Consider the following 24,498-nt stretch of genomic DNA (forward strand, 5'->3'; position numbering starts at 1 on the left):
AGACAATGTCCAAATGAATGATAACAAGCTAAGCCCATCCACAGAGACCTTTACCGGCCTGACACTGGATCCCCAGGAGATACTGCCAAGCTTCACCCAGGCCGCTAACTGGCAGGAGCGCTACCGCGCCCTCATGCTATTGGGTAAACGTCTGCCGCCACTGGCTGAGGCGTTAAGACAGGAGTCGGCTCAGGTCAGAGGCTGTGAGAGCAACGCCTGGCTCTATCACAGAGAGATAGACGGCAGACACTACTACCTGGCCGACAGCGATGCCCGCATCGTCAAGGGGCTGATCGCCCTGCTGCTCACCGCGGTGCAGGGGCAGGATAAGAAAACCATAGCCGCCTTAGATCTACACGAGTACTTCGACCGACTGGGGCTGAGCGGTCAGCTGAGCCCATCGCGCACCAACGGTGTATTGGCACTGGCCGAGGCGATCAAGGCCGCCGCCGTGGAATCGAGCAAGCGCTAACTCCTCGGCTGTACCCCAAATTGGCCCCCTAAAAACCGGCTCCCACAGAATCAGCTTCCCAAAAAATACCGGCTGCGCCCAAGCGGCCGGGCGATCCACATAATATTCACGCCTCCCTCCCTAGACTGTTTCCCTAACCGCTATTTTTATCTTTGCACCTGAGCTTAGGTGCCGATGGGACACTTTGCTATGTCGATTGCCAAACCGGTGACAGAGTCGATGACAGAGTTGATGACTGAGTCGATTAGCCTGCCAGTAGACACGCCAACCTCACCCGCCTTCTGGCGTCATCACCTCATGCTACCCGCCATCTGCTTCTTACTGGCGGTCAGCCTCATCGAGCTATTCCACCTGGATATCGCCCTGGGGCAATGGCTGTTTCGACTCGAAGGTGGCGTCGACGGCTGGCCGCTACGCAATGCCTGGCTAACCGAGAAGCTAATCCATGTCGGCGGGCGCAACCTAGTGATCTTGCTGGGGGTGATAGTGCTTAGCCTGCTGGGGCTAAGCTACAGGAAACCGGCCCTGAAGGCCTATCGCAGGGGCCTGGCCTTCCTCTTCATGAGCGTGCTGAGTAGCGTGCTCTTGGTAAGACTCGGCAAGTCCTTGGTGCATCTGGACTGCCCCTGGCACCTGAAAATCTTCGGCGGTAGCGCCGATTATTTCTCGCTATTCTCGGGTCAGTTTGATGCCGACTCGCCGGGTCAATGCTTTCCCGCCGGTCACTCCAGCGGCGGCTACGCCTGGGTGGCACTCTATTTCTTCGCCCTGGCCTATGGCCCAAGGTTTCGTTGGATTGGCTTAGGCTTTGGTCTGCTACTGGGGCTCACCTTCGGCATCGCCCAACAGCTCAGGGGGGCTCACTTCATCTCCCACGATGTGTGGACGCTCACCATCTCCTGGTTCTCGGCGCTCACCTGGTATTACGCCCTCTTCCTGCGTCGTCGGCAGGCGTTATCGGTCAGCCCGGCGCTGCAGACGGCCAGCTAGCTCAAAGGACCAGACGATGGCCGAGATCGGCTCTATGATCCGGCCCCAGATGATATTGGTTGTCACCTCGTCCCTTGGCGATATACATGGCCTGATCGGCCACAAACGCAGACCTATCCCTAAACAACAAGCAGTGCATAGCAGGCTCCAGCAGACTAGATGGCCAACCTTGGCCTTATCAATTATCTACCTATAAGCTAAGCATCAAAGCGTGAGGCTGCCAAGCACTTTTATATAAAAATAAGCCGCTTAGATCTGGATTGGGCCAGACTCCCTACGTGCGATCGTTCTCTTAATCAGCCTACCTAGGTAAACCCCCAGCACCATGGCGGCCATGAACGCCAGCGCCATGGGATCTAGGCTAGCCAGGTTGACCACCGCGGGGCCAGGGCAGATGCCTAACATGCCCCAGCCGAGGCCAAACAAGGCGGCTCCCAGCACTAGCTGCCCATCGATACGGGTGTTGCCAGGCAGATGGTATTGACTGTCCAGCAGCGGGCCTTGCTTACGCGCGGCTCTGGGTTTGACCCACAAGAGATAGACGGGCAGATAGATGCTCAAGGCGGTGCCCATCACCAGCATCAGGCTCGGGTCCCACTCACCGCTGACCACACGACTGATATCTAAGAAGCCAAGCACCTTGGCAGGATCGGCAAGCCCAGAGAGCAGCAGACCGGCACCAAACAGCAACCCGGACAGTAACGCCATTAAATTACGCATAGTCCCCTCCTAACTCAGCAGCACGGCGGCGATGACGCCCACCAGCATAAAGAGTAACGATGCCGCGATGGAGCGCGGCGACAGGCGTCCCATGCCGCAGATGCAATGACCACTGGTACAGCCATTACCCAGAGAACTGCCCAGGCCCACCAGCAGCCCCGCCAACAAGAGGGTCGGCAAGGCAATTCCCCTGGCACTAATCACCACAGGTTCGATAGCCAGCCACGCCTCCAAGGGGGTGGCCAGCAGCAGACCGCTCAGCACCAGTCCGGCAAGAAAATAGACCTGCCAGCCTATTGCCGAGCCCGCCGATTCACTGCGCCACAAGGCGCCGGATATGATGCCACTGACACCCGCGATACGGCCATTGACGACCATGAGAAGGCTTGCCGCCAAGCCAATTAACAGACCACCGCACAGGGCGATAGCGAATGATGAAAACATCGAGTACCTCTTTCATCTGTCGCAGAAGGAAGGGACGGGGCAAGGTGCCCCGGCCTGAGAACTTTAAAGGCTGAAACTTACACGCGGGCAAATTTATGCCCTAGCAAATTTACGTCCGGGCAAACTTACATCCGGGCAAACATATAGGTGCGATAGCCGCCGATCAGGTTGCGTGCCCGGTAGCCGTTGTTGACCAGCTGACGATAGGCCACGTTGCCCCTTAGCCCCACCTGACAAAAGATGATGATCTCCTTGTCTTTAGGCAGCTCATGCATGCGATCACGCAGCTCATCTACGGGAATGTTGATAGCGCCCTCCAGGCCGCCATTCTTCAGCTCGCCCGGGTTACGCACATCCAGCAGTAGCTGATTCTGGTTAAGATCATCTATCTGATCGAAGTGGATCGGTGTGGTATCGCCCTTGATGATGTTGCTGGCCACGAAGGCCGCCTGATTGATCACATCCTTGGCGCTGCCGTATGGAGGCGCGTAGCTAAGTTCCAGATGCTGTAGCTGCTCGACCGTCATGCCGGCGCGCTGGGCCACCGCCATCACGTCGATCCGCTTGTCGATGCCATCCTTACCCACCGCCTGGGCACCTAAGATAGTGCCCTTGACTGGATCGAACAGCAGCTTGAAGGAGACCACCTCGGCGCCAGGATAGTAGTTGGCATGGCTGGCGGTGTGTACATACACCTTCTCATAGTCGATGTCCGCCTGCTTGAGCTGCTTCTCGTTCTTACCCGTGGCGGCAACAGCCAGATCGAATACCTTGCAGATCGCCGTGCCCTGGGTGCCCTGATAGTGTTCCTGTCGACCAAACATGTTGTCGGCCGCCATGCGCCCCTGACGATTCGCCGGACCGGCAAGTGGCACCAGACAGGCTTGACCGGTCACGAAGTCTTGCTCTTCGACGGCGTCCCCCACCGCATAGATGGCAGGGTCACTGGTCTGCATCATGGCGTTGACCTTGATGCCACCGAGCTCGCCGATGGCCAGACCTGCGTCGCGCGCCAGCTGGGTCTCGGGACGCACGCCGATGGCCATGATCAAGAGATCCGTATCTAAGGTTTCGCCGTCGCTCAGGGTCAGGCTGAGATGGCCCTTGATGTGTTGATGGGCCGTGTCTTCACCGGCGGCCTCGCTGGCCACATGGGTCTGCGGTTGATGCTCAACGGTTGACAGTGCCGTCCCCAGGCGCAGATCCACGCCCTGCTCACGAATCGCCTGATGGGCAAAGCCTGCCATCTCGCGATCCACAGGGGTCATCACCTGATCGGCAAGCTCAAGCAAAGTGGTCTTGATCCCCAGATGATGCAGTGACTCCATCATCTCCAGGCCGATAAAGCCGCCACCGACGACGGTGGCATGCTCGACATTATTCATCTGGATCGTCTGTAGGATCCTGTCCATGTCGGGAATGTTGCGCAGGGAATGGGTCAGAGGATTATCGACACCTGGGATAGGCGGCACTATGGGCGCCGCACCAGGGCTTAACAGCAGGGCGTCATAACTTTCCCGATATTCGCTGCCATCACTCAAACGTCTTACGGTCAGCTGCTTGGCGACGCGGTCGATGGCCACCACCTCATGTTTAACGCGCACATCCACATTGAATCTGGCCTTGAAGCTCTCTGGGGTCTGCAATACCAAGGCGCTGCGCTGAGCTATCTCGCCACTGATATGATAGGGCAGGCCGCAGTTGGCAAAGGAGACATACTCGCCACGCTCAAACATAATGATTTCAGCGGTTTCGCTGAGTCTACGCGCCCTTGCCGCCGCCGAGGCGCCACCGGCGACGCCGCCTATGATCAGTATCTTCTTCATCTCAATGCTTCTCCTACTGCACTAAACAGACCTTGGCCGTGAGTGTATTACATTCACCATTACATGCAAATTCCTTTTATTAGAAAAATCTAAGCGAATAGTGAAAACAGTGATCTCGGTGGCATAGTGAGCATAGGAAGATTAAATCTTGACCACCTTTGCTTGGGGGATAAAACCAAGATAGCCCTTTACAGGCCCTGGCCAGCCACATAAGATCCAGCCAGTCCACGCAAAAGAAAGAGTCCTAGATGACCAAATTAACCATTACCCGACCCGACGACTGGCATGTTCACCTACGCGATGGTGACGTGCTGACCGATACCGTAAGAGACACTGGCCGCTACATGGGCCGCGCCATCATCATGCCTAACCTAGTGCCACCGGCCACCAATGTCGACTCGGCACTGGCCTACTATGAGCGCATCAAGGCGGTCTGCACCACCAACTTCGAGCCGCTGATGGTGCTCTACCTCACCGACAACACCACGGCCGAGGATATCCGCGCCGCCAAGGCGTCGGGCAAGGTGGTGGCCGCCAAGCTCTACCCTGCGGGCGCGACCACTAACTCAGACTCGGGCGTCACTGATGTGAAGAACATCTACCCTGTGCTGGAGGCGATGCAGGAAGTCGGTATGCTCTTCCTGGTACACGGCGAAGTGACAGATTCTAGCATCGACATCTTCGATCGCGAGGCCACCTTCATCAACAACACCCTCAAGCAGGTGGTCGCCGACTTCCCGTCACTAAAGATAGTGCTGGAACATATCACCACCAAAGATGCGGTGGATTTCGTCATGGGCGCCTCCGACAACGTGGCCGCCACCATCACGGCCCATCACCTGCTCTACAACCGTAACCATATGCTGGCCGGTGGTATTCGTCCTCACTTCTACTGTCTGCCGATCCTCAAGCGCAACACCCACCAGCAGGCCCTGCTGGCGGCGGCTGCGAGCGGCAGCAAGAAGTTCTTCCTGGGTACAGATTCGGCGCCACACGCCAAGGATCGCAAAGAGGCAGCCTGTGGCTGCGCCGGCTCTTACACGGCTCACGCCGCCATCGAGCTCTACGCCGAGGCGTTCGAGTCGGTGGGCGCCCTGGATAAGTTAGAGGCCTTCGCCAGCTTCAACGGCCCAGACTTCTACGGATTGCCGCGCAACACAGACACCATCACACTAGTGAAACGCAGCTGGGAGGTGCCCGCCACCTATCCGCTGGGTGACGCGGGCGTAGTGCCGATCCGCGCCGGCGAAACCATTGAGTGGCAGGTAGAAGACTAACCCGCTCTAGATAAAAAGAAAAACACCGCCAATTGGCGGTGTTTTTTTATTGCTTAACGATTTTTGGTGTCAGCAAAAGTCTTAGGCGCTTGCCTGCTCCAGCGGCTGGGCGGCATCATCAGGCAGCCAGATACGCACCAGCAGCCCCTTGTGCTCGCGATTGTGCAAGCTAATACGGCCGTCGTGGGCTTCGATGATCTCCCTACACAAGGGCAGGCCAAGGCCTGTGCCCGACTGCTTGGTGGAGTAGAAAGGCAGCAATGCCTGGGTCAATACCTCCGGCGACATGCCGCTGCCCTCATCGGTTATCTCGATAGTCACCCCGTCGCTGCCATCACTCAGGCCTTGCTCCCTGACGCTCAGGCTTACCGACTCCTCGGGCGAGCCCGACTCATGGGCGTTCTTGAGTAGGTTCAGCAGCACCTGCTCCAGCTGAATCAGGTCGAAATAGCCGCAGCGCCGAGGCAGCTCGCCCACCAGAGTGAAACGGAAATGCTCGGCCAGTTGAGTCACCAACTTATGCCAATCCACCTCGCTCTTCTTCGGCAGCGGCAGCTTGGCGAAGCGGGCATAGTTGAAGATAAACTGGCTCAGATGGCTAGTCCTGTCCTCTATGGTATCGAAGATAAGCTTAAGCTTAGGGTCATCCAGCGGCTCGGTGAGCTTGCGTCCCGAGTTGACCATAGAAGCGATAGGCGCCACCGAGTTGTTGAGCTCGTGGCTGATGATGCGGATCACCTTCTTCCATACGGCCACCTCCTGACGGTTCAGCTCACGGGTCATCTGCTTGAGCAGGATAAGATGGTGATACTGACCGTTGAGCAGGAAGCGCCCACGGGAGAGATGCCAGGTCTCATCTTCGCCGCCCTCCTCCACACTCGCCAGGGTAAACAGCCCGCCCTTGGGATTGTTGACCGCGCCGGCCAGCTCCTCGCTGACGCCGTCCAGCAACTCATCTAACATGCTGCCCTCGATGCGCGCCCCCTGGGCAAACAGGTGGCGGGCGGCGTCGTTGGCGTAGATGATGCGCTGGCGATCGTCGAGCAGCACCATAACGTTAGGCGAGCTTTGAATCACCTTATCCAGCAGCAACTCACGCTGATAGATATACTGACGCTCGCGGCGTAGCACGGCCGCCGACTCATTAAACAGGCTGGCCAGCGCCTTGAGCTGGCTGTCCCCCGTCACAGGAATGTTCACGCTGAAATCATTGTCTTTGATGTTGAGCAGCCCCACCTCCAGCGCCTTGAGGCTGGTGGACAGCCCCCGGGTGAGCCAGCGGCTTAATAGCCAGGCCAGTCCCCCAGACAACAAGAAGCAGGCCGCCAGCAGCTCAGGCGCGACCTTGTGGTACAGCTCGGGCGCCAGCCAATTGAGCAGCAGGATAAACAGGCCAATCGCCAGCTGGCTGGCAATCACATTGCCCCAGATAAGTTTAGTGCGCAGCGCAGGCATTATTTCTCTATCCCAAATTTTTCCATGCGGCGATAGAGCGCTTGACGGCTCAGCCCCAGGGACTTGGCCACCCGGGCGATCACCCCGTTATGCTCCGCCAGGGCCAGCTCGATATCGGCCCCGGTGGGCTCGTAGGCTTGAGGCCTATTAGCTTCAGGCTGGGACTCGGAGGGAGTCGAGACTTGCGCCCCTCCGCCCTGTTGCAGAGGCTCTTGCTGAGCCGATTGCTGAGCCGATTGCTGCGTAGTGACCGAACTCGGCGTGGACTCAGAAGTGGTGGTTGACACGCCGCTAACAGGATTTAAGCCACTCACAGGATTTAAGCCACTCACAGGCTTTAAGCCAAAGTCAGCCATGGTCAGCGTCGGGCTGGCGGCCAGAATGACCGCCCGCTTACAGGCGTTCTCCAGCTCGCGCACATTGCCGGGCCAGGGATAGCTGACCAGCGCCTGCTGGGTCGGCTTACTCACGCTAAAGTCCTGGCCGATGAAGTGATTCACCAGGGGCAGGATATCGTCCTGACGCTGATTGAGAGGCGGCAAGGCCAGCTCGATCACATTGAGGCGATAGAAGAGATCCTCGCGGAAACGACCGCTGGCGATATCCTCGGCGAGATCCGCATTGGTGGCGCTGATCACCCGCACCTTGACCTTACGGGTCTGATGGCTGCCCAGACGCTCGAACTCGCCGGTCTGCAACACCCGCAGCAACTTCACCTGACCCGACAACGGCAGGTTGCCTATCTCGTCGAGAAACAAGGTGCCACCATCGGCCGCCTCGAAGCGACCGATGCGGGCCTTGTTAGCGCCTGTGAAGGCACCCGCCTCGGCGCCAAACAGCTCGGCCTCCAGCAGCTCCATCGGCAGCGCGCCTATGTTCACCTTAATGAAGGGCTTATGCTTGAGGGGAGAGTTGGCGTGCAGTATGTCCGCCAGCTTGTCCTTACCGGCGCCGTTGGGGCCGGTGATCAACACGGATACGTCGGACTTGGCTATTTGCAGCGCCAGATCGATACAGCGCTGCATGGCGCCGCTGCCGAAGACGATGCCGCAGAGATCGGCATCCTTGATCGCCGACATCCGCTGGTGCTCGGAGCGCGCCAGCTGCGAATTCTGCCGCGACAGGGCATGGAGGGAAATAAGGTTGTTGACGCTGTTGAGCAGCTTATCGTCGTCCCAGGGCTTGCCCATGTAGTCGGCGGCCCCCTCCTTCACCAGCTCTACCGCCAGCTCCAGCTGGGTCCAGGCGGTCAGGAGTATGATGGGCAGCTGCGGCTGGCAGGCGCGGATATCGTAAAACAAGCGCTTGCCCTCCTCTCCCGAGGTGGTGTCCTGGGTGAAGTTCATGTCCTGGATCACCAGGGCGATCTCCTGCTCGGCCACCAGGCCCAGCGCCTCCTCCGGGGAGAAACAAGTTAGGGTCTTAAATCCATTGAGTTCGAGCATCAGGGAGAGCGCGCTGCATACTGCCTGATTGTCGTCGACGATGAGAATCGTATCCATATATTCTTATTAACTTTTTACTTGCAGAGCAACAAACTAACCGAAAGCGCCGCCGATGAAAAGGGCAAACGCTTTCGGTGTCTCTTGTTTAGCGCCCAGGCTTAAAGACCAGGCTTAGACGCTGCGGGTCGCCATGGCCGGCGAGATGTTCGCCGCCTTGCGTGCTGGCAGTACCACGGCCACAGTAGTCACCAGCATCATGCCGACTACCGTCATGAGCGGGTAGAGCAGGTTGAGCTGCGGCAGATCATAGTACTTCATCAGTTGCTGCCCCAGCAGCACCGCCAGGCTGGCCCCTAATACGCCACCCGAGAGACAGATGAGGTAGTTCTCCACCAGGAAGAGGCTGAGGATATCCCCCTTGGTCGCGCCCAGAGCGCGGCGAGTGCCTATCTGCTTGGTGCGGCGCTGGATGTTGAACATCACCATACCTGTCAGCCCCAGACTCGTGATCAACAGCAGCAAGACCACCATCATGGAGAGCACGGTTATCATCAGCTCATGGTCACTGTAGGAGCGCTTCTTCACCTCGGCGACAGACTGGAAATCGTCGATCACCCGGTTAGGATTCTCCTTCATCAGCGCCTTGACGATGGCATCCTGCAGCGCCTCATGTTGGCTGGCCGCGGCGCGCACCATATAGCTATAACCGGCAAAGTCGACGTTGTGGATCACACTGTATTCCAAATCGTCACTGTCGACCCAGGCGCCCTGAAACTTCTCCACCACGCCTATCACCTCAAGCTGCTCATCATCGACATAGAGCAACTTGCCGATGGCCGACTCACCCGGCCATACCGCCTCACCAAATGCCTTGGAGATGATCGCCAGCTTACCGGGATCGTTGACGCTCGTGTTGATCTCATCGGCGTAAAAGTTACGCCCCTCGATAAGCTTGAGCCCAAGCGTCTTAACCGTATGCTCTGTGCCCAGGTACATGGCAAACTGTGGCGTCGACTTGGCCGTCTCAGGATCTGGCCCCAGGTTGAGGGTGCTCGACCAACCACTGCCGCTCAGGGGCAACATGTTAGTGGAGGTGGCCGCCTGCACGTTTGGCAATCCGCGCAGGATCTGCTGATCGATCTTATTCTGCTGTTCACCATCTATGCTGGGGTCGAAGTTAAACACGCTAAAGGTCAACACCTCCTCTTCGGCGATACCAGAGTCACGCTGCATCATCTCCAGACGCTCATGGATGATGAAGCTGGCGTTGGCGACTATGGCCACCGACAAAACTATCTGTACCAGCAGCAATACCGGGCCGCTCTTACTGCGGAGCAAACTGCTAAAAATTGGTTTAATGTTAAGCATTTTCAATCCCTTATTGGCTCTTCAAGTAGACGCTTGGTTTAGTGCGGCACACTACCCAGGCAGGATAGAGTCCGGCCAGCAGTGCGGTACCTACTGCGATACTAGGGGTGATCAACCACATGCTCATGGAGAGATGGGTCAGTCCCTCGGCGACACCGAAGCGTGCCGACAGGGCATAGAGGGCGCCCCAGGCCCATAAGAGTCCTACCAGGCCACCAAACAGGCCGATGACGCCTACTTCCACCATGTACTGAGAGAAGATCTGTGCCCGACTTGCGCCGATGGCGCGTCTGACACCCACCTCCGGCGCACGCTTAAGAAACTTGGTCAGCATCAGGCCGAGGATATTCACCAGGCAGACGCTGAGGAACAGGGCGCTCAGTCCCACCAGAATCTTGTTATCTTCCGGTACCACATGGCTGCGCTCCAACCAGCCGTCAACATCTGACATGAGCACAGAGTCGACAGGTGACTTGTTATCGGTGAAACGACCCAGCTCCTTCTGCTGCTCGACATAGTTGGCCAAGTAGTTCTTATAGGCGGCGCGATCTTCGGCGCTCGGCAGATAGGTCCAAAACTCCAGCCACACCTTCTCCGAATTCAACCTGTCCTGATAGTTGTTCATCGGCTCATGTTTCCAACCCGACGAGTTACCCCAGACGCTAAATTCCTCGGTTGCCGACAGCGAAAAGGGAATATAGATCTGCTCCGATTTGGCGAAGGCGCCACTGGTCGGATCGTAATACTTAGGCTGAGGATTCCAGTCGCCGATCACCCCCACCACCTGATAGGGCTTACGGTTGAGGTAGATGGTCTTGCCGACGCTATTCTCGCCGCCAAACAGCTTCTGGTTGAGCTTCTCGCCAATCACCGCCTGATAGGCAGGGTCGAGGTCCACCGCCTTGTCCCAGCGATTACCATAGATGAAGGGCACCTCAAACATCTTGAAGAAGTCGCCATCCGTTACCCTGATGCCTTGCAGTCTGGGCAGTACCTCTGGGTTGTCTGTCTGTACCGCCATGCCGCTACGGAACATGGCCGCCTGGGCATTAGCCACATTGCCCTTGCGCAGGTTCATCGCATCCTGGTAGGTGATCAGACGATGAAAGTCATCCCAGGTGTCCGGCCCCTGTGACCAGAGCTGAATGGCATTGAGCTGCTCCGAGCGCTCACCGGCAGGGTTATAGGCCATCATAGAGTAGACATTCAGCGTGGTGATGGTGATGCCTATCCCCACGGAGATGGCCAGCACCATGAGCAGCGACAGAATCGGCGTCTTGCGTATGCTGCGCCAGGCGAGATCGACGTAATATAGAAACATGCTTGCTCTCCTTAGCTGGCCACTTTTTCGGCCGTATCGACCAGGTGCGACTGACCGCCCTGGTACAGGGTGAAGTCACACACCTGACCGTCGACGATCTGAATGTTGCGCTGGGCGCGGCGCGCCAATTCGGGATCGTGAGTCACCATGATGATGGTGGTGCCCGCCTTGTTGATCTCTTCTAAAAGCTCCATCACCTGACGAGCCATCAGGCTGTCCAAGTTACCTGTTGGCTCGTCGGCGAGGAGAAATCTTGGTTCGCCAGCCAGGGCGCGGGCAATCGCCACACGCTGCTGCTGACCACCGGAAAGTTGTGATGGCAGATGCTTCATACGTGCCCCTAGACCCACTTGCTCCAGCGCGGCCTTCACGCGGCGCTGACGCTCTTTGGCGTTGAAGCCGCGATAGCGCAGTGGCACCTCGACATTCTCCGCCAGGTTAAGGTCGGGGATCAGGTTAAAGCCCTGAAAGATAAAGCCTATCTTCTCGTTGCGAATGGCGGCTGCCTTGTTGTCGCTCAGGTTGGAGATGTTGACATCGTCCAGATGATATTCGCCGTTAGTAAAGCCCTCTAGCAGGCCGGCAATGTTGAGAAAGGTGGTCTTGCCCGAACCAGACGGCCCGGTGACGGCGACAAACTCACCTTCCTTAACCTCGAGATTGAAATCCCGTAACGCATGGGTTTCCACCAAATCCGTTTTAAACACCTTGTTGATATTTTTCATCGTTAACATGGGTTGTTTCCTTTATTTCTTGTATCGCGTTATTCAGTTTGCTATTTCGCCTATGCCTACAACTAAGACAATCGGGCCAATAACCATTGAGTTAAATCACCGCCAACTCTGGCGACGTCGGGAAGTTGGTTGCTATCGACGGCCTGCCCATGCATGCCGGTCGCTTCGATAATGTTGAGCCCAAGCAGAAACCAGTCTGAGGCATTCTGGGTATAGACCTGAGTCGCCACCAGCAGGAGCAATAGGGCCAGGCTTGCGACCACTCGCTGCGGATTAAGGCTTGTTATCAGGGACTTCATCGCTTCGCTCCTTAGCGTATCAATACTTGCGCGGCGTTCTTAAAGGCGTCGGTGGAGGAGATGATCCACTGCTCGCCCGCCTCCCCGCCCGAGACCACCTCTATGTGGCTCATGCTGCGGGCACCCAGCTGGATCTCGGTGCGCTCGGCCAGATCGCCCTTGACCGCATAGACCAAAGTGCCGCCGCCACTGTTGACGAAGGGGCCACGCTTGACCATGAGCACGTCGGGACGATTTTCCAGTAAGACGCGGGCCGACAGGCGCTGGTTCTGGCGCAGGTGCAGCGAATCTTGCTGCGCGAAGCGCACTCGGGTGGTCACCTCACGGTTACGCACCTCGGGGGAGATAGCCGACAGCTTGCCCATCACCAGTTGGCCGCCGAAGTTCAGCTCGACATCCATGCCCAGACCCAGCTCGTCGGCGTAAGACTCTGGCACCGCCAGTTCGGCCTCGAAGGCGCTAAGGTCCACAACGGTCAATATGGGCTGGCTCTGGCCGATTCGGGCCTTCTGCTCGGTCAGCCAGTTACCTATGATGCCGCCGACGGGGGCGGTGATATTCAGCGCCGCCACCTGACGTTCGAGCTCGGCGACCACCAGTGCCTGGCGATCCACCTCAGAGGCCTTGTTCTTCAGCTCGAAGCTCAAGGTGTCTTTCATCAGCTCGGCTTCCTGCTGGGCGTGGGCAAAGAGCAGCTTGGCCTTGTGTAGCTCATCCTTGCTCTTCTCATAATCTATCTTGGAGATCAGGCTGGACTCGATCAGCTGGTCGCCACGACGGCTCTCACGATCCGCCGCCTCCAGATCCACCTTGGCCATGTCCAGGGTCTGTATCGCCTTGAGTTGGTCGCGGCGGGCATCGAGACGGGCACGCTCAAGGCTGCTCTGCATCCCTTCCAGCAGCGCCTGTTGCTGCTTGAGGCTATTGGTCAGGCTGTGGCTCTCGATGGTTGCTACCACCTGGCCCTGCTCCACCTTGTCACCCGGGTTGGCGATAAGGGTAACCGTGCCCTTCTCGGGGGCGTATAGGATGGGGGCGTTGGCGGCGACTATCTTGCCGGTCGAGGCGATGTCACGTATTAGGGTGCCACGCTCAAGGGTGGCAAAACGCAGCTCACTACGGTCAATAGACTCGCTCACGCTGCTGCCGCTGACGCTGGCCCATACCAGACCAGAAACCAGGAGTACGCCTGCGCCGATAGTGACAGGCCATTTGATACGACGTCCCAGGCTGGGGGCAACTTGCTTATCTTGTGCGCTGGTATCTTTAATCATTGTTTATCCCTAACAGTGTCCGTAACTCGACCGAGTCGATTTCTGCCCATTAGGATTACAATTGTTGTGCCAACTTTTATATTTATTAATTATCAACAAGTTAATTAAGAGCATCCGTTCATCGCTCGATGAAAGTGTCCGCGGACACCCGCAAAAGTGTCCGGTCATTTTCCCCGAGTGTCCGCATATGAGGAAAGCCGGACAGACTAGAAAGTACGGACATAGGAGAAAGCCGGATAGAGCGTTAAAACGCTTGGAAGAGTAGCGAGCTATTGCGCGGCAGCCCCAACCACAGAGGGTAAAGGGCTGCGCACATGGCGAACACACTTGCTGAGTATTGAGGAAGGAGTTAAAACGCCCGGGCGAAGATGGCGAAGGCGGCGATAATGGCCACGAACCAGGAAAGCGAACGCAGCGTGCTCTTATCCAGTAGGTAGAGGAGATGATAGGCACATCTTGCCAGCACATGTACAAGGGCTAACAGACCGACAGTGTCGTCGACCTTGTCCCGTGCTATCACTGTCAGCACCGCCACGGCGAAGATCAGTAGGGACTCGAAGGCATTCTGATGGGCCGCTAAGGCCCGGGCGCCGAAGCCGGTCAGCTGAGCCTGCTGGCTTCTGGGGTAGGCGTTGTCATAGCCACCCTGCTTGGCCATCGCCATGGCCACGGGCACCTTGGCCAGGTAGGGAAGCAACATGGCAAAGAGTAGGCAGGCCAATAGCATAGTCATCATTTATCTCCTTCTTGTTTAGCGCATTGTTTTAATTTTAGTTTTAGTTTGTGTTTATCTTGCCTTGTCCAGGGCCTTGCACAAAGATTCAATCCCTAAGATGGCCCTTGGAGTCGCCCGATGCAAGAGGTCGGCATCCAGTTGATAGATATTATGCTGCTTCACCGCCGGGATCTCCTGCCAGGCAGACCAGTCGATGCCGCGCACATTGCCCTCATCCTGACTCTGCAATATCACCTGAGGTTGCTTGAGCAGCACAGCCTCCAGGCTCACCTGGGGGTACTCGTTACCCGCGTCGCTAAACACATTCTCTCCGTGGCAGACCTGGATGATCTGCTCTATCCAACTACCCTCGGCCACCGTCATCAGGGGCACTGACCAGAGCTGATAGAAGACGCTCACCGGCGCCTTGGCGCGGTACTGTTCTCTCAACGTCTTAAGGCCAATCAGGTACTGCTCGGCCACCCGCTGAGCCTCAACCTCCTTACCGGTCAGCTTACCCAGCGCCAGCAGATCCTCCGCCACCGCCTCCAGCGTCTTAGGGTCGCTATCATAGATGGGGTAACCCAGCTGGGTCAGGCGCTCGATATCCTCGCGCTTATTGCCGCCGCCCCAGATGACGATAAGATCTGGGTCTAACTCGATCACTCGCTCTATCTGCACGCCATAGTAACCGCCGATACGCGGTATCGCCTTGGCCGCATCGGGAAAATCGGCATGATCTGTGGTCGCAACCACACTGTCCCCCGCCCCGATACTAAACAGCATCTCCACCCCATGGGGCGACAGGGCGATGATCCGCTTCGCAGGCGCCGCCTTAAGCCCAGGCACACACAGCAATAAGGCCAACATCAGCCACAGGTTAACCCTTATCTTCATTCTTTCTTCTTCCCTTATGTTACAAATATCGAGATACCTGAGCGGACTGCGCATTTTTCTAACAAAGGCAGCTCAGCCGTCAAATAATGATTCTAAGGTTTTAGCCCTCTTTCCCCTTCACACTCTTCAAATTCCATTGCTGAGTCAAAATATACAGAGTACAGTACATCCCTTTCACTTAACTTCACCTCATATTTACTCACACCGTCCACACTACTTTTATAGACATAAACCCCAAAAACATTAATATGTAATACGAATCTAAAATTTATTGAGCTTATACTTATCTCGTAATTCATATAGGGTCATAAAACTTTCCTGTTTTCTTTCATCTAAAGGTAAGACAACACAATCTTCTCGAATGCAACTCCCAACGGCATTAACGCCTCCCCCTAAATAAATAGCCTTAAATGAATTGATATCAGTAAGCATGTAGAATAATTCAGGCGTTGTATCGCAAAACGCACCTAACATACCAATGAAAATTTGTGATTTATTTTCAAACTCTTTTTCTTTTGATTCGTCAAACCAGAAGGAACAATCCATGCTAAATGTTCTCAATGGAATACCAGCATTTGAATACACCGACAAATAATTATCTGCTTGACTATGCGTTGACATACCAATGAGATATTCCCCATTTGTAGTCCAAGTCAATGCGAGAAATCTTGGTGAGCTTTCTTGATAAAAAGGAGTAAGACCTAAACTATTACCATCATATAGTTCAAGATATGAGACATCTTTTAAAGCATTTATATCCTTATCATAATATCTATAGTGGCTATGTAGCGCGAGACGATCTTGGCTCTTGGCGTATACTGAGACCTTACCGTGATAATCGAGCAATTGACCAGCCTGAGAAACAAAGGTCGTGAGGGATATTAATAGTGCAACAAATTTTATCTTCATCTCAACCCCTAACTCCTTCGGATAATTTTTCTAGCGTTTATAAGACTAGCTCACTCTAACATTTGATAAGCTGGCCAAGTTAATAAAAATGTTCTCATATATATAGACAAGTAACTCATCATCTCCGTCTTTAAGCTACAGCAGACTCAATCGCATACATGATCATGTAATTGGCAGTAGAAATGAAGACAATAACCCCACCGAGGTGAGCTCAAAGAAAAATCTAAATTGCGTCATGAAGCCCATATCCTTCATTTCAAGCGGTTTGCTTCTGTGGCTAAGCCGTCAAGCGGGCTCAGCCCATGAGCATACATGAGTATGTGATTGGGTGAACCGACGCAGACAATACCGCCACAGGAGCAAACAGGCAGAAATCCAAATTGCGTCATGAAGCCCATATCCGTCATTTCAAACGGTTTGCTTCTGTGGCTAAGCCGTCAAGCTGGATCAGTCCATGAGCATACATGAGTATGTGATTGGGTGAGCCGGCGCAGACAATACCGCCACAGAAGCAAACAGGCAGAAATCAGTAGTCAAAGCCAAGCTGGGCTTTAACGCCGTGATCAAATGCATGCTTTATCGGCTGCACCTCACTCACAGTATCCGCCAGCTCCAGAATCGTCCTGTGACAGGCTCGTCCCGTGACAATCACATGCTGCATGGGCGGACGGTTCTTAAGTGCCGTCAGCACCCTGTCCAGATCCAGATAGTGATAGCTCACCATGTAGGTGAGTTCATCCAGCAGCACTATGTCTATGGTGTCGTCACTCAGCAGGGTCTCGGCCGCCTCCCAGGCGCTCAGCGCCGCCAGGGTATCCTTCTCTCTGTCCTGGGTCTCCCAGGTAAAGCCGGTGGCCATCACATGAAACTCGACGCCTACCTTCTCCAGCACGGCGCGCTCGCCGCAGGGCCAGTTGCCCTTGATAAATTGCACCACGGCGGCCTTCTTGCCATGACCGACGGCGCGGGTGATGTTACCGAAACCCGCCGTGGTCTTGCCCTTGCCGTTGCCCGTCATCACCAGCAGCACGCCCTTTTCTGTCTGGGCCTTGGCGATCTTGGCGTCCACCGCCTCCTTCACCTTCTGCTGGCGCGCCTTATGACGCTCGGCCTTATGATTTTCCGCTTGGTTTTCCGCCTGCTTATCCGCGCTCATCTTCTCTCCTCTCATTAATTATTCTTGTTTGGGCGCCTCAGTGGCGTCTCGGCGAGGATGGCGCTCAGCCTCGCCATGTCCAGATGCTCGGCCAGGGTATCGGCCAGGCGATCTAACTGTGCCTGTTTGATCGCCTGTGGGTCTATGGTGGCCGCGGTCGATAGCCCGGCCCAGTTAAGGAGCAGCGCACAGGCCTCCGAGCTGTCGAACAGACCATGCAGATAGCTGCCCAGGATCTGGCCATCATTGGACAAACAGCCCTCGTTAAACCGATTGCCCTCGTCACTCTCTAGGACAAGGGGCTTGGTCGCCTTTGACAACACCTTGGAGCGGCCACAGTGGATCTCATAACCTGATATGCTTGCGCGCTCACCCGCCAGATTTATCGTGCCTTTAACCTGAGCCAGACGCTTGTTTGGGGTCAGCTCTGTGACTATGGGCAGTAGCCCCAGGCCATCGCTGTCGCCAGCCTCGCCCTCGACCCCTTGGGGATCTTCGATGGCCAGCCCCAACATCTGATAACCACCACAGATGCCTATCACCTTGCCGCCATATCTCAGGTGGCGCTTAAGGGCGCGATCCCAGCCCTGTTCGACCATGACATCTAAGTCCTGCCGCACACTCTTGCTGCCGGGCAGTATGATGAGATCGACATCAATTGCCTGACCGTCGAACGCCTCGTTTACCTGTTGATAGCGAAAGTCTATGTCTGGATGCAGCCTGAGGGGATCGAAATCTGTGTGATTGCTGATGCGCGGGAAGACCAGCACCAAGACCCTAAAGCGGGCGTTGCCACTGCTCACCTGACGGGCATCCAGGGCGTCCTCGGCCTCCAGATGCAGATCATTAAGGTAGGGCAAGACGCCCAGCACGGGCTTGTCTATCCTGGCCTCTAACCAATCCAGGCCAGGCTTAAGCAGAGAGATGTCGCCGCGAAAGCGATTGATCACCACGCCTCTGACTCTGGCCTGCTCGGATGCTGACAACAGTGCCAGAGTGCCGACGATATGGGCGAACACCCCGCCCTTGTCGATGTCGGCGATCAGGATCACCGGGCAGTCCACCGCCTCGGCGAAGCCCATGTTGGCGATATCGCCCTCGCGCAGGTTGATCTCCGCTGGGCTACCCGCCCCTTCCACCAGGATCAGCTCATACTGCTGCTCCAGGCGTGACAGCGAATCCAGCACCGCCGCCATCGCCTTGGTGCGATAACCCTGGCTGTCTTTGCCAAAATAGGTCTGGGCCTCCATGTGGGACAGGGCCTTGCCCTGGACTATCACCTGGGAGCTGGTGTCCGAGTTGGGTTTGAGCAATATGGGATTGAAGTCTGTGTGGGGCGCAAGATAACAGGCGTCGGCCTGCAGCGCCTGGGCACGGCCTATCTCGCCAGCATCGGCAGTCACCGCGCTGTTGAGCGCCATATTCTGCGGCTTGAAGGGCGCCACCCTGCGCCCCTGACGGGCGAAGTAGCGGCACAGGCCCGCCACCAGGGTGCTCTTACCCGCATCCGAGGTGGTGCCCTGCACCATCAAGATATTGCCACTTGTCTCTTGATTGCTATTGCCCTGCTTGCTCTGTTTACTCTGGTTGGGCTGATTACTTAAGTTATCTGGTGTCATTGGCTACTCTTCCTATTCCTTGGCGCCCTGGCTCGTCTCATCCTTGAGGATCAGCGGCAGACCCGCGGTGACCAAGACCACCTGCTGGGCTCGCTGAGCGATCGCCTGATGCAGCCAGCCCGCCTCGTCGACGAAGCGGCGACTCAAGGGGTCGGCCGGTACCACGCCGCAGCCCACCTCGTTGCTGATCAGCACCACAGCTCCTGGCGCAGTTTCCAAGGCGCGCAGCAGCTCCGCCTTAGCGCTCGGCCAGTCATCGCCCTCGAGTAGCTGATTGGTGAGCCAGAGGGTGAGGCAATCGACTAAGATCACCCGCTTCTCCCTGGCGTGAGTTTCGATACAGGCACTCAAGTGTAGCGGACACTCCTGGGTCTGCCAGGGCAAACCATCATCACGGCGCTCATCCTGGTGGCGGGCGATACGCGCGCGCATCTCCTCATCCAGCCCCTGGGCGGTGGCCACAAACAGGCACTCATAACCCTTGGCCACATAATCGGCCACCAGGGAAAGGCCATGGCGAGACTTGCCGCTGCGGGCGCCGCCTAGAACCAGGTGTATCATAGGCTGATCACCAGGATAAAGAGATAACAGAGCAGCTCGATCACCTGCTGGGTCGCCCCCAGCACGTCGCCAGTGTAGCCGCCTATCTGACGGCGATAACTGCGTACCAGCAGCTGGCGCGCCGCCAGCAACACCAAACAGAGCGAGAGCGCCGAGGCGATACCGCTGAGCCAGAGGGTGAGGATGCCGGTCAACAGCAAAATTCCCAGCTCGTTGGGGGTCTGCGACTGGGCCAGAGGTTTGCTCTTGCTGCTGTCGTCATCCCGTACATAGGTCTCGGTGAAGATTAAGGAGGCCGCTACCATACGGCTCAGGCAGTGGCCCACCACCAAGGCTGCCATCACAAGATCGCCATCGAACAGGGCAATCTCACTGAGCAGCACAAACTTGAACAGCAGGCTAATCACCAGGGCGAGCACGCCATAGGTGCCGACACGCGAGTCTTTCATTATGGTGAGCTTATCCTGCACCTGCCAGCCACCACCGAATCCGTCGGCGGTATCCGCCAGGCCATCCTCGTGGAAGCCACCGGTGAGCAGCAGCCCGGCCACCATGGCGAGTAGGATGGCGACGCTGATGGGCAATACCTGAGTCGCCAGGCTATAGACCAGGGCGCAGATGCCACCGACAAGCACGCCGACCAGGGCGAAGTAACGGCTGGCCTGATTGAGCCGCTCATTGTCGACCTCCACCCATGCAGGCATGGGGATCCGGGTAAAGAAGCCCATGGCGATAAAAAACAGGTTTAACTCTCTGGCAAACATCTCAGCACTTTTCCTTTTTGATCCTTAGATTGCTATTGCCGCTAAATCGAAATGCCCATCTCTTCCAGGGAGGCCATCTCGTTGTAAAACGTGGCCGCCGCCTGCACCAGAGGCACAGCCAGCGCCGCCCCGGTCCCCTCACCGAGACGCAGCCCGAGAGACAAGAGCGGCTGGGCATTGAGATGCTCCAGCATCAGTTTGTGACCGCGCTCGCCGGACTCGTGGGCGAAGATCATATAGTCCCGGGCGTGGGGCGCTATGGTCACCGCCGCCAAGGCCGCCGCCGTGGCGATGAAGCCGTCGATCAGCACCAGCATCTTCAGCTCTGCCGCCGCCAATATGGCGCCGGTCATCTGCACTATCTCGAAGCCACCCAGACAGGCCAATACGCCATAGGGGTCGTCAAGCTGCTCGCGGTGCAAAAACAGCGCCTGCTCCACCAGCAGCTGTTTGCGTGCCAGGGTAGCGGCATCTATGCCAGTGCCCCGGCCGACACACTCGGCCGCCTCGCGCCCCATCAGCGCCGCCATGATGGCCGCCGCCGAGCTGGTGTTGCCTATGCCCATCTCGCCGAAGGCTATAAGGTTACAGCCGCGGCCCTGATGCAGCGCGACTCGCTCCCTGGCCATGGCGAAGCCCTGCTTGACCGCACCCAATGTCATGGCGGGTTCGCGATGAATCGCACCTGTGCCCGCCCCCAGCCTGTGATTGATAAGCTTGGGCTGATCATGGATCTCCTGGGCGATGCCGCAGTCGATCACCTCCATGGTGATCCCCCCCTGGGCACAGAACAGATTGATGGCCGCGCCGCCCTTGAGGAAATTCATCACCATCTGGGTGGTCACTTCGCTAGGCGCGATGGAGACGCCGGAGGCGGCGATGCCGTGATCGCCGGCAAACACCAACAGAGTTGGTTTGGTTATTTGCGGCTTGTCTGGCCCCAGCACCCGGGCGATGGTCATCGCCAGGGTCTCGAGCGCGCCGAGGGCGCCCAGTGGCTTGGTCTTAGTGTCTATCTTCTGCAGGATCTTGGCATCGAACTCGCTACTTACCTCAGTGACTTCAAACATACTGGTACCTCATATCGCTCGCCCTCGTTCTCGATTCTTTCCAATCCACACCTTCTTTGCAGGCATAGTTCAATACGCTTTGCCTTCAATGCTCTCTCTTTCCATACACCTTTCCTTCGATACGCCTTTCCTCCAATACACAAGGGACCTGTGCTAGTTGCCACGCTTGCCGCCCAGGATAAACAGGAAGAAGAGGCTGCCTATCACAGCCGTGATGATCCCCACCGGCAGCTCCTGATAGCTGAGCAGGCAGCGCGCCAGCACATCCACCCAGATCATAAACAGGCCGCCCACCAGGGCCGTCAGCAACAGGGCGAAACGCCCCGGCAGCAATAGGCGCACCATGTGGGGCACCATCAGGCCGACGAAGCCGATGCCGCCACAGTTGGCCACCAGGACGGCGGTAATCAGCGAGCAGAGCAGCAGGCTGACGAGACGCAGGCGCTGCACCCGAATGCCCAGGGTGTGGGCGGTCTCATCCCCCGCCTGAATGGCGAGGATCTGCCGCTTAAGCAGCAGCAAGATGGCGCTCGCCGCCAACACCAGCAGCCAGGGCAGCCAGAGCATCTGCCAGCTCGCCTTAGCAAAGCTGCCCAGGCTCCAGAACAGCACAGAGGCGGCCGATTGCGGCCCGGAGAAATAGAGCATCAAGCTGGCCAGCGCGCCAAACAGGAAGGAGATCGCCACCCCGGAAAGCAACATGCGCTCTATCTGGGTGTTGAGATCCCGCCCGCACAGGGCCAGCACCATGAGCACCGCCAGACTGGCACCGATAAAGGCGCCGAGCGGCAGGCCAACACTGGCAAGAGCGCCGCCGACACCGCCCAGCAGGGTGATCACCACCACGGCCCCCAGAGATGCACCCGAGGAAATACCAAACAGATAGGGGTCGGCTAAGGGGTTGCGGGTCACCGTCTGTAACACGGCGCCCGCCAGGGCCAGGCCGAACCCGGCGATAAAGGCCAGCAAGATGCGCGGCAGACGCAGTTCTATGATGATCCTCGCGGTCACGCCGCCGGGATCGGCGCCGCTCATCTTGGCCAGCAGCAGCTCCAGCACCTTGGCAACGCCTATCTGCGCCGCGCCGAAACTCACCGCCAGCACCGGGGTCGCCAGGGTCAAGAGCCCTAGGCAGACGAAGGCCAGTTGCTGCAAGGCGCCATATCGCCCGCCCTGACTCAGACTAGCGCTCAACATGAGTCGCCTCCCTTATCTCACTAGGCTCGTCATCTCGGTGAGCTCCCGGCTGATTGTTGTGATAGCCATAGAAATAGTTGATCTGCGGGTTACCATGCTGAGGATGGGGCGCTACCTGACAGCAGACGCCGAACACCCTGGCGATCTGCGCCTCACTCAGCACCTGCTTGGGTGAACCCTGGGCCACGGCGTGCCCCTGATCCAGCAGCAAAAGCTGATCGCACAGGGCGCTGGCGAGATTGAGGTCGTGAATCGAGATCACCACAGTCACCCCCAGGGCCTTGAGCAGCTCGAGGATCTGGATCTGATAGCGGATATCCAGGTGATTGGTGGGCTCATCGAGGATCAACAGCTTAGGCTGCTGCACTATGGCGCGGGCGATCAGCGCTCGCTGCTTCTCGCCGCCGGAGAGGGAGGCGTAGGTCTGTCCGGCGCGATCCTTGAGCCCTACGGTTTCCAACGCCTGACTCACCGCCAGACGATCAGCCTTGGTCGTCAGGGAGAAGGCGGCCTTATGTGGCGTGAGCCCCAATGCCACCAGCTGGGCCGTCGTCATGTCGAAATGTTGCGGCGTGTCTTGCAGCACCACGGCCACCTCGCGGGCAAAGGCCCTGGCGCTCAGGCTGGCAATGGGCTGACCAAACAGGGTGATCTCGCCGCTGCTAGGGGTAAGGAAACGATAGAGGCAACGTAGCAGGCTGGACTTGCCGGCGCCGTTGGGGCCAATGATCCCCAGCATCTTGCCTTCTGGCAGATCCAGCTTGACCCCAGAAAGGATGGCGCGCTCGCCGCAGCGCCAGCCGAGATCCCGTACCGACAGCGCCGGGCGCGCGCAGGCGCCATCGCCGATGGCTGCACCAGCACCTGTGTCTGTACCTAAAATAGCACCGTCACTGGCGCCGTGAGACAGGAGTGATTCTGTTTGTGATGGCTGACTAGGGGCGCTCAAGGTCGCGCCCTCCGGGAAGCAGCGCCGAGGCGCCCTCGCCCTTGGGCCAGACTCGGCCCCGAGGTATTCTTCATCTATTGGCTCCCTCAAGTCACCCGCTTGAGATAGTGGTTAGAGAGTAGGCAGGTATCCTGACTCGTGGCGGCCAAAAAGTAAAACCAGTTGGCGGGCACACTCACAGTTGCGGGCACAGTTTGGGCTAGCGGCGCTCGGCCTTCCCCAATTCCCTATTAAGTCCGAGTTATCGCCTTGGCGATCTCGACACCATACTCCCGGCGCAGGCGGTCCCTGCGCCCGGTTATTATGCTAAATTTTGCCGCCGACACAAGGCCAGACTCAGTTGGCGTCATGCCAGTGCAGACGCCAGAAACTTTCTCCCGCCTTATCGCGGTAATGGCTTACCTTGACCACGCTGCCGTAATCCAGACTCAAGCGGGTATAGAAACCCACCGCGCGCTCTACCCCGAGCGCCTTGGCCATCAGATGACGAATCACCCCGCCATGGGTGATGAGCAAGAGCGCCTCGCCGCTGTGCTGGTGCACAAGTTGCTCAACCACCTCGTCGACACGCTGTTCGAACGCCTCCATGGGCTCGCCCTCGGGCAATGGATTGGCCCAAGGGTCCTGCCAGTATGCGGTGAGCTCGGCGCCATGGTCTGCATGCAGCTCAGGAATCGGCTGACCGTCCCAGCGGCCGAAGTAAACCTCCTTCAATCCGGCGTCCAGCGCCACCTTAACCTGATTCTTGCTGGTCAGATGCTCGGCAAACACGCGGCAGCGAGACAGCGGCGAGCTGATCACCCTGTCCACCGCCTCGGGCAGCTTGGCATAGGCCAACTGCATCTGGGCGAAGCCTATCTCTGTGAGAGGTTGATCGCTGTGTCCGCGAAGCAGGTTACCGCCTTCGCATTCACCGTGGCGCATCAAATAGAGTGTCGTTTGCGTCATAACTGCAGCATTAAACCTTTAAAATCTAGATGGTTAGCAGGATACTCTCTGGAAGCATCCCTTGGCAATGAAAGATAAATAAGGCCTT

Annotated in this window: 25 protein-coding genes and 1 riboswitch; of the genes, 3 read left to right on the forward strand and 22 right to left on the reverse strand. The window is 57.4% G+C overall.

Annotated features, from left to right (window positions below):
- Positions 1 to 13 precede the first annotated feature (13 nt).
- Together L1D43_RS13560 and L1D43_RS13565 are read left to right on the forward strand one after the other, a co-directional pair.
- Positions 14 to 472: a SufE family protein gene (locus L1D43_RS13560; RefSeq protein ID WP_239852361.1), complete on the forward strand. Its 459-nt coding sequence runs from the start codon at positions 14 to 16 to the stop codon at positions 470 to 472.
- Between the two features lie 189 nt (positions 473 to 661).
- On the forward strand, positions 662 to 1,462 hold the full coding sequence (locus L1D43_RS13565) for a phosphatase PAP2 family protein (RefSeq protein WP_239852363.1): 801 nt from the start codon (positions 662 to 664) through the stop codon (positions 1,460 to 1,462).
- A 1-nt stretch (position 1,463) separates the two neighbouring features.
- Here the strand turns inward: L1D43_RS13565 and L1D43_RS13570 are convergent, their stop codons facing one another.
- The 4 genes from L1D43_RS13570 to L1D43_RS13585 form a co-directional block, all read right to left on the reverse strand.
- Positions 1,464 to 1,601, reverse strand: coding sequence for a hypothetical protein (locus L1D43_RS13570; protein WP_239852364.1), 138 nt, complete (start codon positions 1,599 to 1,601; stop codon positions 1,464 to 1,466).
- A 110-nt stretch (positions 1,602 to 1,711) separates the two neighbouring features.
- Positions 1,712 to 2,182, reverse strand: a complete 471-nt coding sequence (locus L1D43_RS13575) for a DUF6691 family protein (protein ID WP_239852366.1) — start codon at positions 2,180 to 2,182, stop codon at positions 1,712 to 1,714.
- Between the two features lie 9 nt (positions 2,183 to 2,191).
- Positions 2,192 to 2,626, reverse strand: a complete 435-nt coding sequence (locus L1D43_RS13580; protein WP_239852368.1) for a YeeE/YedE family protein — start codon at positions 2,624 to 2,626, stop codon at positions 2,192 to 2,194.
- Positions 2,627 to 2,751: 125 nt separating this feature from the next.
- Entirely contained in the window at positions 2,752 to 4,452 is a 1,701-nt protein-coding gene (locus tag L1D43_RS13585; RefSeq protein WP_239852370.1) for an FAD-dependent oxidoreductase, read from the reverse strand.
- Positions 4,453 to 4,700: 248 nt separating this feature from the next.
- Between L1D43_RS13585 and pyrC the strand changes: the two genes are divergently transcribed.
- The gene (gene pyrC / locus L1D43_RS13590; RefSeq protein WP_239852372.1) at positions 4,701 to 5,729 is read left to right on the forward strand and encodes a dihydroorotase; all 1,029 of its coding nucleotides are present in this window, start codon (positions 4,701 to 4,703) and stop codon (positions 5,727 to 5,729) included.
- An 81-nt stretch (positions 5,730 to 5,810) separates the two neighbouring features.
- Here pyrC and L1D43_RS13595 read toward each other — a convergent pair whose 3' ends face one another.
- The 18 genes from L1D43_RS13595 to L1D43_RS13680 form a co-directional block, all read right to left on the reverse strand.
- Positions 5,811 to 7,184 carry an ATP-binding protein gene (locus L1D43_RS13595; protein ID WP_239852374.1) on the reverse strand — a complete coding sequence of 458 codons (1,374 nt, stop codon included), beginning with the start codon at positions 7,182 to 7,184 and terminating at the stop codon, positions 5,811 to 5,813.
- Positions 7,184 to 8,686 carry a sigma-54 dependent transcriptional regulator gene (locus L1D43_RS13600; RefSeq protein ID WP_239852377.1) on the reverse strand — a complete coding sequence of 501 codons (1,503 nt, stop codon included), beginning with the start codon at positions 8,684 to 8,686 and terminating at the stop codon, positions 7,184 to 7,186. The genes L1D43_RS13595 and L1D43_RS13600 overlap by 1 nt, the downstream gene beginning before the upstream one ends.
- 114 nt (positions 8,687 to 8,800) lie before the next feature.
- Positions 8,801 to 9,997, reverse strand: a complete 1,197-nt coding sequence (locus L1D43_RS13605; protein ID WP_239852379.1) for an FtsX-like permease family protein — start codon at positions 9,995 to 9,997, stop codon at positions 8,801 to 8,803.
- A 10-nt stretch (positions 9,998 to 10,007) separates the two neighbouring features.
- On the reverse strand, positions 10,008 to 11,318 hold the full coding sequence (locus L1D43_RS13610; RefSeq protein WP_239852381.1) for an ABC transporter permease: 1,311 nt from the start codon (positions 11,316 to 11,318) through the stop codon (positions 10,008 to 10,010).
- 11 nt (positions 11,319 to 11,329) lie between these two features.
- Positions 11,330 to 12,052 (reverse strand): ABC transporter ATP-binding protein, encoded by a 723-nt coding sequence (locus L1D43_RS13615; protein WP_011864529.1) that lies wholly within the window; start codon positions 12,050 to 12,052, stop codon positions 11,330 to 11,332.
- Positions 12,053 to 12,114: 62 nt separating this feature from the next.
- A complete protein-coding gene (locus tag L1D43_RS13620) occupies positions 12,115 to 12,351 on the reverse strand; it encodes a hypothetical protein (RefSeq protein WP_041508502.1) in 237 nt (78 codons plus the stop codon).
- A gap of 11 nt (positions 12,352 to 12,362) precedes the next feature.
- Positions 12,363 to 13,625 carry an HlyD family efflux transporter periplasmic adaptor subunit gene (locus L1D43_RS13625; RefSeq protein ID WP_239852390.1) on the reverse strand — a complete coding sequence of 421 codons (1,263 nt, stop codon included), beginning with the start codon at positions 13,623 to 13,625 and terminating at the stop codon, positions 12,363 to 12,365.
- 349 nt (positions 13,626 to 13,974) lie between these two features.
- Positions 13,975 to 14,358: an MAPEG family protein gene (locus L1D43_RS13630; protein WP_239853226.1), complete on the reverse strand. Its 384-nt coding sequence runs from the start codon at positions 14,356 to 14,358 to the stop codon at positions 13,975 to 13,977.
- A gap of 54 nt (positions 14,359 to 14,412) precedes the next feature.
- On the reverse strand, positions 14,413 to 15,210 hold the full coding sequence (locus L1D43_RS13635) for a cobalamin-binding protein (protein WP_239853228.1): 798 nt from the start codon (positions 15,208 to 15,210) through the stop codon (positions 14,413 to 14,415).
- A 288-nt stretch (positions 15,211 to 15,498) separates the two neighbouring features.
- Positions 15,499 to 16,146 carry a hypothetical protein gene (locus L1D43_RS13640; RefSeq protein ID WP_239852391.1) on the reverse strand — a complete coding sequence of 216 codons (648 nt, stop codon included), beginning with the start codon at positions 16,144 to 16,146 and terminating at the stop codon, positions 15,499 to 15,501.
- A 526-nt stretch (positions 16,147 to 16,672) separates the two neighbouring features.
- Positions 16,673 to 17,302, reverse strand: a complete 630-nt coding sequence (gene cobO / locus L1D43_RS13645) for a cob(I)yrinic acid a,c-diamide adenosyltransferase (RefSeq protein WP_239852393.1) — start codon at positions 17,300 to 17,302, stop codon at positions 16,673 to 16,675.
- A 14-nt stretch (positions 17,303 to 17,316) separates the two neighbouring features.
- A complete protein-coding gene (locus L1D43_RS13650; RefSeq protein WP_239853229.1) occupies positions 17,317 to 18,831 on the reverse strand; it encodes a cobyric acid synthase in 1,515 nt (504 codons plus the stop codon).
- Between the two features lie 102 nt (positions 18,832 to 18,933).
- Positions 18,934 to 19,482: a bifunctional adenosylcobinamide kinase/adenosylcobinamide-phosphate guanylyltransferase gene (gene cobU, locus L1D43_RS13655; RefSeq protein ID WP_239852395.1), complete on the reverse strand. Its 549-nt coding sequence runs from the start codon at positions 19,480 to 19,482 to the stop codon at positions 18,934 to 18,936.
- A complete protein-coding gene (locus L1D43_RS13660) occupies positions 19,479 to 20,246 on the reverse strand; it encodes an adenosylcobinamide-GDP ribazoletransferase (RefSeq protein WP_239852397.1) in 768 nt (255 codons plus the stop codon). Before L1D43_RS13660 ends, cobU begins: the two co-directional genes overlap by 4 nt.
- 41 nt (positions 20,247 to 20,287) lie before the next feature.
- Positions 20,288 to 21,316, reverse strand: a complete 1,029-nt coding sequence (gene cobT / locus L1D43_RS13665; RefSeq protein WP_239852398.1) for a nicotinate-nucleotide--dimethylbenzimidazole phosphoribosyltransferase — start codon at positions 21,314 to 21,316, stop codon at positions 20,288 to 20,290.
- Between the two features lie 153 nt (positions 21,317 to 21,469).
- A complete protein-coding gene (locus L1D43_RS13670; RefSeq protein ID WP_239852403.1) occupies positions 21,470 to 22,513 on the reverse strand; it encodes an iron ABC transporter permease in 1,044 nt (347 codons plus the stop codon).
- The gene (locus tag L1D43_RS13675) at positions 22,500 to 23,462 is read right to left on the reverse strand and encodes an ABC transporter ATP-binding protein (protein ID WP_239852404.1); all 963 of its coding nucleotides are present in this window, start codon (positions 23,460 to 23,462) and stop codon (positions 22,500 to 22,502) included. Before L1D43_RS13675 ends, L1D43_RS13670 begins: the two co-directional genes overlap by 14 nt.
- Positions 23,463 to 23,565: 103 nt before the next feature.
- Positions 23,566 to 23,746, reverse strand: a riboswitch (cobalamin riboswitch).
- Between the two features lie 52 nt (positions 23,747 to 23,798).
- Positions 23,799 to 24,410, reverse strand: coding sequence for a histidine phosphatase family protein (locus L1D43_RS13680; protein ID WP_239852411.1), 612 nt, complete (start codon positions 24,408 to 24,410; stop codon positions 23,799 to 23,801).
- Positions 24,411 to 24,498 lie beyond the last annotated feature (88 nt).

It is taken from the genome of Shewanella sp. Isolate8 (assembly GCF_022398495.1).
In the GTDB taxonomy this organism is placed as follows: Bacteria; Pseudomonadota; Gammaproteobacteria; order Enterobacterales; family Shewanellaceae; genus Shewanella; species Shewanella aquimarina.

Bases quoted from the DNA above. Each gene is read 5' to 3' on its own strand.
- L1D43_RS13560 (WP_239852361.1), top strand. From the start codon at position 14: ATGAATGATAACAAGCTAAGCCCATCCACAGAGACCTTTACCGGCCTG.
- L1D43_RS13565 (WP_239852363.1), top strand. From the start codon at position 662: ATGTCGATTGCCAAACCGGTGACAGAGTCGATGACAGAGTTGATGACT.
- L1D43_RS13570 (WP_239852364.1), bottom strand. From the start codon at position 1,601: ATGCACTGCTTGTTGTTTAGGGATAGGTCTGCGTTTGTGGCCGATCAG.
- L1D43_RS13575 (WP_239852366.1), bottom strand. From the start codon at position 2,182: ATGCGTAATTTAATGGCGTTACTGTCCGGGTTGCTGTTTGGTGCCGGT.
- L1D43_RS13580 (WP_239852368.1), bottom strand. From the start codon at position 2,626: ATGTTTTCATCATTCGCTATCGCCCTGTGCGGTGGTCTGTTAATTGGC.
- L1D43_RS13585 (WP_239852370.1), bottom strand. From the start codon at position 4,452: ATGAAGAAGATACTGATCATAGGCGGCGTCGCCGGTGGCGCCTCGGCG.
- pyrC (WP_239852372.1), top strand. From the start codon at position 4,701: ATGACCAAATTAACCATTACCCGACCCGACGACTGGCATGTTCACCTA.
- L1D43_RS13595 (WP_239852374.1), bottom strand. From the start codon at position 7,184: ATGCCTGCGCTGCGCACTAAACTTATCTGGGGCAATGTGATTGCCAGC.
- L1D43_RS13600 (WP_239852377.1), bottom strand. From the start codon at position 8,686: ATGGATACGATTCTCATCGTCGACGACAATCAGGCAGTATGCAGCGCG.
- L1D43_RS13605 (WP_239852379.1), bottom strand. From the start codon at position 9,997: ATGCTTAACATTAAACCAATTTTTAGCAGTTTGCTCCGCAGTAAGAGC.
- L1D43_RS13610 (WP_239852381.1), bottom strand. From the start codon at position 11,318: ATGTTTCTATATTACGTCGATCTCGCCTGGCGCAGCATACGCAAGACG.
- L1D43_RS13615 (WP_011864529.1), bottom strand. From the start codon at position 12,052: ATGTTAACGATGAAAAATATCAACAAGGTGTTTAAAACGGATTTGGTG.
- L1D43_RS13620 (WP_041508502.1), bottom strand. From the start codon at position 12,351: ATGAAGTCCCTGATAACAAGCCTTAATCCGCAGCGAGTGGTCGCAAGC.
- L1D43_RS13625 (WP_239852390.1), bottom strand. From the start codon at position 13,625: ATGATTAAAGATACCAGCGCACAAGATAAGCAAGTTGCCCCCAGCCTG.
- L1D43_RS13630 (WP_239853226.1), bottom strand. From the start codon at position 14,358: ATGACTATGCTATTGGCCTGCCTACTCTTTGCCATGTTGCTTCCCTAC.
- L1D43_RS13635 (WP_239853228.1), bottom strand. From the start codon at position 15,210: ATGTTGGCCTTATTGCTGTGTGTGCCTGGGCTTAAGGCGGCGCCTGCG.
- L1D43_RS13640 (WP_239852391.1), bottom strand. From the start codon at position 16,146: ATGAAGATAAAATTTGTTGCACTATTAATATCCCTCACGACCTTTGTT.
- cobO (WP_239852393.1), bottom strand. From the start codon at position 17,302: ATGAGCGCGGATAAGCAGGCGGAAAACCAAGCGGAAAATCATAAGGCC.
- L1D43_RS13650 (WP_239853229.1), bottom strand. From the start codon at position 18,831: ATGGTGCAGGGCACCACCTCGGATGCGGGTAAGAGCACCCTGGTGGCG.
- cobU (WP_239852395.1), bottom strand. From the start codon at position 19,482: ATGATACACCTGGTTCTAGGCGGCGCCCGCAGCGGCAAGTCTCGCCAT.
- L1D43_RS13660 (WP_239852397.1), bottom strand. From the start codon at position 20,246: ATGTTTGCCAGAGAGTTAAACCTGTTTTTTATCGCCATGGGCTTCTTT.
- cobT (WP_239852398.1), bottom strand. From the start codon at position 21,316: ATGTTTGAAGTCACTGAGGTAAGTAGCGAGTTCGATGCCAAGATCCTG.
- L1D43_RS13670 (WP_239852403.1), bottom strand. From the start codon at position 22,513: ATGTTGAGCGCTAGTCTGAGTCAGGGCGGGCGATATGGCGCCTTGCAG.
- L1D43_RS13680 (WP_239852411.1), bottom strand. From the start codon at position 24,410: ATGACGCAAACGACACTCTATTTGATGCGCCACGGTGAATGCGAAGGC.